The sequence below is a fragment of the Lactobacillus xujianguonis genome, from assembly GCF_004009905.1.
Taxonomy (GTDB): Bacteria; Bacillota; Bacilli; order Lactobacillales; family Lactobacillaceae; genus Lactobacillus; species Lactobacillus xujianguonis.
Genome location: NZ_ML136898.1, coordinates 1 through 12,514 on the forward strand (window position 1 = coordinate 1; position 12,514 = coordinate 12,514).

The 12,514-nt window shown below is 40.2% G+C and carries 9 protein-coding genes; 6 read left to right on the forward strand and 3 right to left on the reverse strand.

Going from position 1 to position 12,514, the window contains the following annotated elements; genetic code table 11:
- Nucleotides 1-320: 320 nt before the first annotated feature.
- A complete protein-coding gene (locus tag EJK17_RS09270; protein ID WP_103662406.1) occupies nucleotides 321-1,550 on the forward strand; it encodes an IS110 family RNA-guided transposase in 1,230 nt (409 codons plus the stop codon).
- Nucleotides 1,551-1,779: 229 nt separating this feature from the next.
- On the opposite strand, the gene cls is transcribed toward EJK17_RS09270, so the two are convergent.
- Nucleotides 1,780-3,264, reverse strand: a complete 1,485-nt coding sequence (gene cls / locus EJK17_RS09275) for a cardiolipin synthase (protein ID WP_127796380.1) — start codon at nucleotides 3,262-3,264, stop codon at nucleotides 1,780-1,782.
- A gap of 101 nt (nucleotides 3,265-3,365) precedes the next feature.
- Complete coding sequence (locus EJK17_RS09280; RefSeq protein WP_103662408.1) at nucleotides 3,366-5,660, reverse strand: HAD-IC family P-type ATPase; 2,295 nt, start codon at nucleotides 5,658-5,660, stop codon at nucleotides 3,366-3,368.
- A gap of 121 nt (nucleotides 5,661-5,781) precedes the next feature.
- Between EJK17_RS09280 and EJK17_RS09285 the strand changes: the two genes are divergently transcribed.
- The 4 genes from EJK17_RS09285 to arcC all read left to right on the forward strand — a co-directional run bounded on the left by EJK17_RS09285 (nucleotide 5,782) and on the right by arcC (nucleotide 9,952).
- Nucleotides 5,782-6,630, forward strand: coding sequence for a LysR family transcriptional regulator (locus EJK17_RS09285; RefSeq protein WP_103662409.1), 849 nt, complete (start codon nucleotides 5,782-5,784; stop codon nucleotides 6,628-6,630).
- A 103-nt stretch (nucleotides 6,631-6,733) separates the two neighbouring features.
- A complete protein-coding gene (arcA, locus tag EJK17_RS09290) occupies nucleotides 6,734-7,960 on the forward strand; it encodes an arginine deiminase (RefSeq protein WP_103662410.1) in 1,227 nt (408 codons plus the stop codon).
- Between the two features lie 15 nt (nucleotides 7,961-7,975).
- The gene (gene argF / locus EJK17_RS09295) at nucleotides 7,976-9,010 is read left to right on the forward strand and encodes an ornithine carbamoyltransferase (protein WP_103662411.1); all 1,035 of its coding nucleotides are present in this window, start codon (nucleotides 7,976-7,978) and stop codon (nucleotides 9,008-9,010) included.
- A 6-nt stretch (nucleotides 9,011-9,016) separates the two neighbouring features.
- Nucleotides 9,017-9,952 carry a carbamate kinase gene (arcC, locus tag EJK17_RS09300; RefSeq protein ID WP_236629380.1) on the forward strand — a complete coding sequence of 312 codons (936 nt, stop codon included), beginning with the start codon at nucleotides 9,017-9,019 and terminating at the stop codon, nucleotides 9,950-9,952.
- Nucleotides 9,953-10,025: 73 nt separating this feature from the next.
- Here the strand turns inward: arcC and eno are convergent, their stop codons facing one another.
- On the reverse strand, nucleotides 10,026-11,312 hold the full coding sequence (eno, locus tag EJK17_RS09305; protein WP_103662413.1) for a phosphopyruvate hydratase: 1,287 nt from the start codon (nucleotides 11,310-11,312) through the stop codon (nucleotides 10,026-10,028).
- Between the two features lie 256 nt (nucleotides 11,313-11,568).
- On the opposite strand from eno, the gene EJK17_RS09310 reads away from it, so the two are divergent.
- Entirely contained in the window at nucleotides 11,569-12,402 is an 834-nt protein-coding gene (locus EJK17_RS09310; RefSeq protein ID WP_103662414.1) for a DegV family protein, read from the forward strand.
- Nucleotides 12,403-12,514 lie beyond the last annotated feature (112 nt).

The following is a 12,514-nucleotide window of genomic DNA, read 5'->3' on the forward strand; positions in this document are numbered from 1 at the left end:
ACATCAAGTGTCTAAAAGCGACAGGGCATATCGTTTTACTACTACTTTAATTCTACAAGAGAACAAAAATAGTGAATCAATTATCCCGTCGGATAACTAATTCACTATTTAGCTTAGAATGTTTATTTTGTCTAAAATAGAAAGTGAAGATAAAGCAAACAAAGTCTTCAGACTCTTGGACACATGATGTCGTATGTAAAACGGAGTGCTTTACCGCCTATTTATAAGTCTCTTCGAAGTCTGTGGGCACTTGATGCCGGGTTCAGAAAATGAGAATTGAATAGTTTGATAAAGCTATTTATCTTCACTTGGAGGTTAAAATGATGAAACAAAATATTATCTTTGGCATTGATGTTAGCAGTAAATCTTCTACTGTTTGTGTAGTAATTGATCGTGTTAAGCAAGGTAAAATATTCAAGATTACTAATGATTCTTTTGGTTATCAGGAGTTATTGGATCATTTAAATCAATACTTGATCACGACTTTAGTTGTTTTTGAAGCTACTGAAGTTTACTCATTAAGCTTGCAGGCTTTTTTAGAGGACTATCATATTAAATATTTAAAGCTTAACCCTTTAAAGGCTAAGAAGCTGATGGACAATAATTTAAGACATAATAAAACCGATAAAGTTGATGCTTATCGGTTAGCTTTAATTCAATTTAATGCACCGCAAAAATTGCGTCAGCCGCAATCCAGAGAGTACCATGAACTACAAAATGCAAGTCGTTATTATGAAGAACTTACCCGAGCTTTAGTAATCAATAAAAACCAACTGCATCGTAATTTACAGTCTACCTTTCCTCAATTAGAGAGGATCCTTTCGACCCCATCTGGCAGGGTTTATTGGACGATTGTCAGCTTATTCCCACATGCTCAATATGTCTTAAATCACAATGAAAACCAAGTCTTTCAAAGTCTGTTAACTATTTCAGGCATTGGCAGACAAAGAGCACAATACTTAACGACTAGACTCTATGCTTTAGCTCGACAAGCTTATCCGTATGATACTGATAACAGTATTACCATTCGTGCAATTCAACGAAATATTGACCATCTGCTTTCCTTAACTACAGAAAGAGAAAGCGTAGTTAATTATATGGAAAAACTTTCTAAGCAAGTAAATGCACGGTCTTTAACTATCTATGAGAGTATTTCAGGTATTGCCAAAACTACTGCAGTTAGATTAGTTGCCGAACTAGGAGATTTACAACGTTTTGATACCTCAGCTCAAATTGATGCTTTTGTTGGTATTGATCCAGGCCGCTACCAATCAGGTGAAAAGGACAGTCATTTAGGAATAACTAGACATGGTAACCATTTAGCTAGAAAGATTCTTTATCGGACAATTACTCAAATGGAAACTGTCAAGGCTACTCAACCCTGTCATATTACTGATTATTATGATAAGAAAAAACGATCTTCAAATAGTCGAGGCTATAAGAAGATCGCCATTGCATCAGTCCACAAACTGATACTTACAATGTTTGCTCTTATCAAACATGATCCATTATATGATTACAACGTAGCCACACATTACCAAAGACTTTAGTTGAAATCAAATGATCAACTTCAGTATAACAACCTATGAAAAAACTACAAGTATTCATAGGTTTATTTGTGATACCATTGTTTTCTTTCAAATTCCGCTTTTTCTTTTTTTGACCTAATTCGCACCATCATAACAAACAAAATTTTCTACTTAAATCACTGATAATACTTGACTTAGGGTAGAAAAAGTGTCTAGGAAATCTTTTCCAGACACTTTGCTTCTTTTTTTATTACAAAATAGGTGATAACAATCTTGAGAAGTACTGTTTGAACTTGCGCCATTTGCTTTGACTGTCAAAGTATTCATTAGTCATTAACGTGGCATCTTTCAAATCGTCTTCAAAGATCTTTTTCAACTTAGCAGCTAAAACAGGACTGTAGCTAAAAGCATTCACTTCGAAGTTTAAACTGTAACTCCGGTAGTCTTGGTTAGCGGAACCAACTGAAGAAATGTTAGAACCAGAAACCATTGTTTTAGCATGAATAAAGCCGTTATCGTACTTATAGACCTTTACGCCGTTTTGGGTTAGGTATTTGGCATAATACTCAGTAGCACGGTAAACAAAGACATGATCGGCCATGCAAGGAACCATAATTCGGACGTCAACGCCACTTTTAGCAGCAATAATCAAAGCTTCTAAGACTGAGGGCTCAGGGATTAAATAAGGGGTCTGAATATAAACATATTCTCTGGCACCCGCAATAATTCCTTCATAACTGCGCCGAATTGCAAAATCTTGACTATCTGGACCGGATGAGACAATTTGCATGGCAACATTCGATTCATTTGTGGCTTTTTGCAGCGCAAAATCTTTAGCCCAATCAATATTGTATTCAGGTAGACGTGACTTGCGGCATGAGGTGTTCCAATCCATGGCAAAACGAATTTCCATCATTTGTGGAGCCTGACCTTCTACGCGGAAGTGGGTATCACGCCAGTGACCGAATTTAGCAGATTGATCAACGTACTGGTCTCCAATATTGAAACCGCCAATATAACCAATTTCGTGGTCAATTATCACTAATTTACGGTGTAAGTGATAGTTCAAACGAGGAGGGGTAAACCAGTATTTCTTAGAAGTTGAAATAAATGGTTGAGCTTCACCGCCTAACTCTCTTAATTTGGCGAAAAATGAGGGCTTAGTACCGTGAGAACCACTAGCATCGTAAATTACCCGCACCTTAACACCACGGCTAGCAGCGTCTTCTAGGGCCTTTAGTACGCGATTACCTAAATGATCATCGTAGAAAGTATAAAATTCGACGTCAATCATTGTTTTGGCTTGCTTAATATTGGCAATCAGATTGTCGAACAATTTTGGCCCGTCAATGAAGATTTCAACTGAATTGTTAAAAGTTAACAGGGCATCATCATTGGTCAAATTTAACTCGCTCAGCATGCGGGCTCGCGGTCTACGTTCCCAGGAAGGGAGCAGGTCGTGTTTTTTCAGTAAAGCGTGCTGCTTAGTTAAGAAATCATCTCTGACTTTTGCTTGCGAGCTTTGAATGGCAAAGATTTCATCATGTGATAATTGGCGACCCAAAAAGAGGTAAATAATAAAGCCAAAAATCGGAAAGACAGATAAGACTAATAGCCAAGCCCAAGTCGAGGCAATATCTCGTCGACTACGAAAAACAGTCCAGATGGCAAAGCCGATATTGATGAGCCATAAGACTTCAATAATTCGGCGAATAACATCCCATGTCCAAATCATCTAAAAACTTCCTTCTCGTATTTGAGATAACATTATTATCTTATTCTAGCAAAAAAACACGACTACTAAAAAGTAATCGTGGTTTATTTTTTTAATCTATATTACCGATTCTTCATGGCTGGTTGGTAGAAGAGATCAACAATGATGGCTACCACTAAAGCAACTAAGATGGTGATTCCTAATGCCGCAAAGCCAATCTTGGCCATGGCAATGCCGCATAAAGCCAAAATAAAGGTAATGACCACGTCCGCAATTTGCACGCTCCCGACTAATTTAGAAGGATAATCTTGCCAGAAGTATTTCTTAGTTCTGGTAATCAAAACAATGAACATGGCACTTAAGACTAAGTAAACATAGTTCATAGTTGAAACTTCACCATGACTAAAGCCATGAGTGTTGAGGAACCAGAGGAAGATAGCACCTAAAATGGTCCAACCACTAGCTAAGGAGAAGGCAATCTTTGACAATTTAGCCATATTCCAGTTTTCTGGCTTGTAGGTAATATGTGTCCGGTCAGTTCCGATCATCATGGTTACCATATTGTTCATGATAGTGTAGAAAACCATCGCATTGAAGGCCATTGGCAGGTAGTTAAAGAAAATGTAACCAAGGGTTAATAACATGGTTAATTCAGCGGTCCGTGACAACTTAGTTAAGGACCAAGTCGTCATTCTTTGGTAAACTCGGTGCCCCGCATCCAAAATCTTAACAATTGAGGTTAAACCGTCATCGAGTAAAACCATCTTACTTGAACGTTTAGCAACGTCAGCGGCGTTAGAAACGGCGATCCCAACTTCAGCTTGCTTCAAGGCAGGGGAGTCGTTAACCCCGTCCCCAGTCATGCCGACAATGAAGCCTTCTTCTTGGAACATTTTCACCATCTTGAGTTTATCTTCTGGTAAAACATCCGCAATGCCGGCTAATTCTGAAGTCTTAGTTTGTTCATTTAAATCATGGATTGAAATCACGTCGCCAGTTAAACCCACTTCTTGGGCTACCGCCGCAGCGGTCTTTTGGTTGTCACCAGTTAACATGATTGGGCGAATTCCGCGCTTCTTTAATTCAGTTAAGGCTTGTTTTGAATCAGCACGAACTTTATCTTTCAAAATAAAGACTCCGGCTAAAATGTCATCAATTAACACCGCTACGGAACGTCCAGCTTCAAAGTTAACATGTTCAACTTTACTTTCAGCATTCTTATCAATTAAAGATAATTGCTTAAAGGAACCAAGCTTTACATTGTGTCCGTCAACGGTGGCCGTGGAGTAGCCAGTGTCAGAAGTAAAAGGCACAAAGTTAGAACTGTCTTTGATCACTAAGCCTTGGGTAGTGACGTATTCGTCAATAGCGGCATCAATAATACTTTGATTACGTTGATCAGTGGCGCCAGTTGCTAATTGTAAGACCTCTTCATCACTTAACTTAGTGAAGTTGTCCCAGCTAGCAACTGCAGTCTTGTTTTCAGTAATGGTGCCAGTTTTATCTAACAAGAGTAAATTCAAGTTAGCGGCATCCTGAATCCCAGTTAAGTCGGCCGTTAAAACGCCTTCCTTACTTAAACGGGTTGCTTCAAAGGAGTTAGATAAAGCAAAAGTTGAAGGCATGGCTACCGGAATTGAGGCAATAAACATCATGGCTAAGAAGGAAAGCATGTTGCCTTGTTTACCCATTAAAGCGATGAAGTTAGCTAAACTTCCGGCTCTGAACCAGGCAGTAATCACGATGACTAAAGTTAAAACACCGTCCAGTAAGCAGAGGTAGTAAATAATCCGCGTCAACAATTGTTGCAAGTGACCAGGAGCGGCTGAATTGTTGATCAAGTTAACCGTCTTACCAGAACGAGAATTCTTACCAGTAGCCGTAACAATGGCTAAACCATCACCTTGAACAACAGTGGTTCCAGCAAAAGCTTCTTGTTCAAGTTCCTTTTTAACCGGATCAGATTCACCCGTAATAGAACTTTCGTCAAAGGCCATTTTTCCTTGCACAATCTTGGCATCAGCGGCCAAGACATCCCCACGCTTGAGTGAAATTAAGTCGCCTACCACTAATTTCTTGGAGTCGATTTTAACCCATTTGCCATCACGCTTAACGGCAACTGTTGGGGTTAACTTGTGCGAGATACTATCAAGCACGCGCTGTGATTGCTTCTTCTTGGTTGCTCCGTTCCAAGCGGCAAATAACAACATCCCAAGAACAAACAAGGCTTGAACGACTTTGCCTAATACGATTTCCAAAATAATTGCGGCTTCAAGAATCCAAGCTGATAAGTTCCATAATTTACCAGCAAATTCTTTCCAAAAGTTATATTTGGGTTCAGGTACTTCGTTTAAGCCGTTTTCTTGCAGCCGTTTTTCGGCTTCAGCTTGAGTAAGACCTGTAAATTTTTCAGCCATATATAATTTTTCCTCCAAATCTAAATTACCTTATATAAGTTAGCACAGATCTTGCCTTGAATAAAATATCTACTTACAATAATAGATATACAAAACTTTTATAACTGCAGGGGAGATTATTATGAATCTAAAACAATTACGGTATTTTTTAGCGGTGGCTGAAGAAAAGCAGATTACAGCCGCTGCCAAGCGCTTGTTTATTGCGCAACCACCACTAAGTTATCAGTTAAAACAACTTGAAAAAGAACTGGAAGTTAAACTTTTCGTACGGACAGCTTATGGGATTGAATTAACCGATGCTGGCAGGGAATTACAAAGTTATGCCGAAAAAATCGTCGCCTTGGCGGAAACGGCGGAAGAACAAGTTCATAAAACGGCTAAAGGAGAGTTAGGAACCATCAAAATAGGCTCCGCTTCTTCTTCAGTGGGTGAATTACCTTCAGCCGCCTTTGTCAAACTCACTAAGTATTATCCGACGGTTTCTTTTGATGTCTTTGAAGAAAACAGTTTTGGGGTTTTGGAAAAATTACGTAATGGTACGATCGACTTGGGCATTGTGCGCACGCCTTTTAATCATCATGGGATTGAAAGTAAAACTTTAACCAATGAAAAGATGACCTTGGTCACGACGGATGAGAAATTGTTAAATAAGAAAGCCGTCACGCTCAAAGATTTAGTCAAGCAGTCTCTAATTATTTATCGCCGCTTTGAAAATATCTTTAATGAAAGTTTTGCTCATCAAGGCTTGACGCCTTTTTATGCCGTCAAATGTGATGATTCGCGCACGGCCATTTTATGGGCGCAAAAAGGGATGGGGTCAGCCCTTGTTCCAGAATCCATTGCCAACTTATATGCTTCAGGTCAATTTGTTCCAGTTAAACATGCCAGCTGGCAAACGCACTTGCAATTGGTTTGGCGCAGCGGCAAGGTATCGCCGTTAACTCAAAGAATCATCGACTTGTTTAACTAAAGCTATACAGAGATCTAATTGAATAATTGATCCGCGCTAATGATTGCTCCATAATATAAGTGTAAGCGATTACAATAGTTATGAAAGCGAGGATTGAGTTTCAATGAATGACCCAATTCATGTTTATTCAGAGATTGGTCGGTTAAAAACCGTCATGTTACATCGTCCGGGCAAGGAACTAGAAAATTTAGCCCCAGACTTACTTGAACGAATGCTGATTGACGAGATTCCTTACTTAAAAATTGCTGATGAAGAACATGATCAATTTGCTCATCTGTTAGAAGAGCATGGAGTTAAGGTACTTTATTTAGAAAAATTATTAGCTGACAGCCTGAAAGACAAGAATGTTCGCACGAAGTTTGTGAAGCAGCTGCTAGCTGAATCAGGCATTGTTGGTGAAGATGAGCTTTATCAAGAGTTAGTGGAATTTTTGATGAGCTTAAGTCCAAGTGAAATGGTAGCGCAAATTATTGCAGGAGTTAGAAAAGATCAAATTAAGCTCCAGCACTTGTCCTTAGCTGATTTGGCTGAAGATCCAATTTATCCTTTCTACTTGGATCCGATGCCAAATGTTTACTTTACCCGTGACCAGCAAGCAGCGATTGGTAATGGGATGACCATTAACCGCATGACTTGCCGGGCTAGACGGCGGGAGTCCTTATTTATGGAAACGATCCTGCTTCACCATCCTTTATATAAAGATGCGAAGATTCCAATTTGGCGTGACCGATACCAACATGGTCGCTTAGAGGGTGGGGATGAGTTAGTCCTCAGTCAAGATGTCTTAGCGATTGGAATTTCTCAGCGGACTTCAGCGACAGCGATCACCCAACTAGCGCAGAAACTTTTCCGTGATAGTAAGTTTAAGACTGTGCTCGCCATTAAAATTCCGCATAATCATGCTATGATGCACCTGGATACGGTTTTCACCATGATTAATTATGATCAGTTCACCGTTCATCCCTTTATTTTGGATCAAGACCATAATATTGATATTTACGTCTTAAAAGCAGGCACAAACGGTTTAACTATTACGCATGAAACTAACCTAACTCAGGTCTTAAAGAAATATTTGCACTTGTCGGAATTGGACCTAATTCCAACTGGTGGCGCTGATCCGGTGGCTGCTCCCCGTGAGCAGTGGAATGATGGTTCTAATACTTTGGCCATCGCTCCAGGTGAAGTCATTACCTATGACCGTAATTATGTTTCTAATGATTTACTGCGCCAGCATGGCATTAAAGTGCATGAGATTCGCTCCAGTGAGTTGTCACGAGGGCGTGGCGGTCCGCGCTGTATGTCCTGTTCGTTAGTACGTGAAGATTTGTAAAAAGAAGGTTTTATCATGTCAAATTTACAAAATGTGTTTCAAGGACGTAGTTTTTTAGCATGTAAGGATTATTCACCCGCAGAATTAAATTATTTAATTGATTTTGCCCTGCACTTAAAAGAATTAAAGCAAAAGCACATCCCGCATAAGTATCTCGAGGGTAAGAACATTGCGCTTTTATTTGAAAAAGCCTCAACTAGAACCCGGTCAGCCTTTGTGGTGGCTTGTCATGATTTAGGTGCTAATCCCGAATACATGGGCGCCGGAGAAATTCACTTAGGTAAGAAAGAATCAATTGCGGATACGGCGCGCGTTTTGGGCCGCATGTTTGACGGGATTGAATACCGCGGTTTTGCGCATCAAGATGTCGAAACGTTGGCTGAATATGCTGGTGTCCCTGTTTGGAATGGTTTAACTGATAAATGGCATCCAACCCAGATGCTAGCTGACTTTATGACAATTAAGGAAAAATTTGGTCATTTAAAGGGGCTAACCTTAGCTTATGTTGGGGATGGTCGTGACAATGTGGCTGATAGTTTGCTAGTGGCCGGTACCATGCTAGGCGTCAATGTTCATATTGTGACGCCGAAATCACTCTTCACGCACCCAGATGTCCATGCGATTGCTAAGAAATATGAAGCCCAAACTGGTGCTAAATTCCTGGTTACTGATAACATCGAAGAAGGCGTCAAAGGAGCCAATATCATTTACACTGATGTCTGGGTTTCCATGGGTGAGAATGACTGGTCAGAGCGAATTAAGTTGTTAAAGCCTTACCAGGTAGACATGCAGTTAATGCAGCAGACGGGGACCCCCGATGATGAATTAATCTTTATGCATTGCTTACCAGCCTTTCATAATACGGAAACCACTGTCGGCCAAGAAATTGAAGCTAAGTATGGCTTGCATGACATGGAAGTCACTGATGAGGTCTTCAATTCGAAGTATGCTTGGCAATTTACTGAAGCTGAAAACCGCATGCATTCCATTAAGGCGATTATAGCAGCTACTTTAGGTAATTTGTTTATTCCGTCAGTTTTAGAAAAGTAGGGGCCAATCATGAGTAAGATTGTAGTTGCTTTGGGTGGTAATGCTATCCAAACTAGTGATAAAACGGCTGCCGGACAGAAAAAGGCGATTAAGAAAACGATGGCTGCGATCGTCAAAATGATTGAAAATGGCGATCAGATTGTAATTACTCACGGTAATGGCCCGCAAGTTGGTAATTTATTGCTCCAGCAGCAGGCGGGTAGTAATCCTAATAATCCGGCTATGCCACTGGATACAGTAGGGGCCATGACTCAAGGAAGTATTGGCTACTGGATGCAACAAGCTTTAGATGACTTGTTGCAACGCAGTTTTGCCTTAAAATTAGCTGTAGCGCTAGTGACCCAAACTGTAGTTGATCCTAATGATCCAGCCTTTAAAAATCTTTCCAAGCCAATTGGACCATTCTTTACTAAAGAAGAGGTTAAAAAAGAACAGGCTGAGCATCCAAATTATGTCTATAAAGAAGATGCCGGGCGCGGTTTTAGACAAGTAGTTGCTTCACCCAAGCCAAAACAAATTTTGGAAGCACCATTCATTCGAACTTTACTAGCTAATAATTGTGTGCCGATTGCTTCTGGTGGTGGCGGCATTCCAGTTGTCGTTGATGCCGACGGCTTAAAAGGCGTACCGGGCGTCATTGATAAAGACTATAGTGCTGCTAAATTAGCTGAAAATATTAAGGCTGACCAATTGGTGATTTTAACCACGGTACAGAATGCTTATTTAAATTATGGCCAAGAAAACGAACAAGCACTTGGGCAAGTAACTTGTTCGCAATTAAAAACATATTTAGCTGAAGGGCAATTTGCTCCTGGCAGTATGAAACCTAAAATTGAAGCAGCGATGGAATTTGTCCAACATACTGGGCACCAAGCCATTATTACTTCTTTAGCTAATGCTGGTAAGTTAAATCAGGGAGTAGGGACGATTGTCACTTTATAGTTAAAAAAAGCAGAAAAAAAGAAGCTTGCGATTGCAAGCTTCTTTTTATTCATTGATTAATTCAAACACTGAATTAGTCGTGATCTACGTCATCTGGGAAGAATGCCAAACGTTCGCCTTCACCGAGTTCTTCTTCGATTTCAAGCAAGCGGTTGTACTTTTCAACACGTTCTGAACGAGCTGGAGCACCAGTCTTCAATTGACCACCGTTTACAGCAACGGCTAAGTCAGCGATGAAGGTGTCACCAGTTTCACCTGAACGGTGAGAAATCATAGTGTTGTAACCATTCTTACGTGACATACGGATGGTTTCAAGGGTTTCAGTAACAGTACCGATTTGGTTCAACTTGATCAATGAAGCGTTACCGGCACCTTCCTTGATAGCCTTCTTCAAAAGTGCTGGGTTAGTACAAATGAAGTCGTCAAGAACGATTTGGATACGGTCCTTGTGGCTAGCAGTAAACTTAACCATACCGTCAACATCGTTTTCGTCGTATGGGTCTTCCATTGACATTAATTCTGGGAATTCGTCAAGAAGCTTGTCGTAGTAGTCTGCCAATTCTTCATCGTTAAGAACCTTACCTTCAAGGTGGTACTTACCGTCTTCCTTGTTGTAGAAGTATGAAGCAGCACAGTCACATGCGATACCAATATCTTCAGCAGGCTTGTAACCAGCCTTGATGATTGATTCGTGAAGAGCCTTCAAAGCTTCTTCTGAGTTCTTCATGTTAGGAGCGAAACCACCTTCGTCACCTAAACCAGTTTCGTAACCCATGTCTTCAAGAACCTTCTTCAAGGTGTGGTATACGTTAACGATCTTTTCGAAACCGTCACGGAATGAAGTCTTCTTGATTGGAGTGATCATGAATTCTTGAATGTCGATACCGTTGTCAGCGTGTTCACCACCGTTGATAACGTTGTGGAAAGTTTGTGGCATTTCAAGATCGATACCGCCAAGGTAACGGTACAAAGGTTGGTGAGCATCCTTAGCTGCAGCAACAGCAGTAGCCATAGATACACCCAAGATAGCGTTAGCACCAAGACGACCCTTGTTTGGAGTACCATCCAAGTCGATCATAGTCTTGTCGATCTTTGGTTGGTCGTAAGGATCCATACCCTTTAAGGCATCGTTGATTTCAGTGTTAACGTTGTTAACAGCCTTAGAAACACCTTTACCACCAAGACGCGAACCACCGTCACGTAATTCAACGGCTTCGTTTTCACCAGTTGAAGCACCAGATGGAACTTCAGCCTTACCTACGACACCGTTTGAAAGGGTAACGTGAACTTCAACAGTTGGGTTACCACGTGAGTCAAAAATTTCAAGTGCATGAACATTTTCAATGACTGATTTTAACATCAAAAAACCTCCTAAAAATATATGATGTGGTACCGGTTTAAATGTACCAGCATCATGGAAAGCCATCTGCTCTCCACTACAACTCAAATTTTAGCCTAACTTTGTGATTCTGTAAACATATGAAAGCGGTTTACATTTTAAGTTTTCCTAAAGTGAGGTATAATCTATTTAAGCTTTACATTATAATAATAAGTATAGAATTCTCACATTAAAGTGAATATTACTTGAATGATGTTTATATCAAAGGAAATAGACGATGGAAGAGATTAGATTAATTACGGATTCCAGCTCAAATGATTTGACTGATCAAAAACAAAACTTAACAGTTGTCCCACTTTCAATTTCTTTGGGCAAAAAAACATATCGTGATGATGAACAATTAAATATTGCTGACTTTTTAAAATCCATGGAAACTAACCAAGTGGCGGGTAAGACTGCTTGCCCAAGTATTAATGAATGGCTTGAAGCACTAGACGGCTGCGATAAAGCAATCGTCGTGGCCATGACCAGCGGCTTAAGTGGCACTTATGCTTCAGCTATTCAAGCGCGGGATATTTATTTGGAAAAGCATCCTGACGCCCAAATTATTGTGGTTGATTCTCGGACGGCCGGTCCAGAAATGGCCGTCATTATTGAAGGAATTGAAAAATTGCTGCAATCAGATTTGCGCTGGGTTGATTTAGAAGAAGCAATTGCTAAGATGAGAACTCAAACTCATTTGTTGTTCGTTTTGCAAAACTTGCATAATCTTTCTTTAAACGGCCGTGTCTCACCAGCTGTGGCCAAAATTGCAGGCCTACTCCATATCAATATTGTGGGTAAGGCAAGTAAGGAAGGTAAGTTTGAACAAATTGGCAAAGCTCGCGGGATGAAGAAGGCCTTGCGTGAAGTAGTCAAGGCAATGAAAGCTGAAGGCTACCAAGGCGGTGAAGTGATTATTGATCACTGTGAAAATGAAGCTGATTCAGAGAACTTAAAGAAATTGATTTTGGCAGATTTCCCTGATGTTAAAATTAAAATTCGTCCGATGCGCGGTCTGTGTAGTTTCTACGCTGAAGAGGGCGGCATGATGATTGGGTATCATGAATAGCAAAAGAAGTGAGAAAAAACTTCTCGAGAATCAGACGAGATAGTGTAGAACTGGATTAGAATACGAAGTATTCAATCCATGTTCGTAACTATAGTCGTCTGATTCTGTTTTT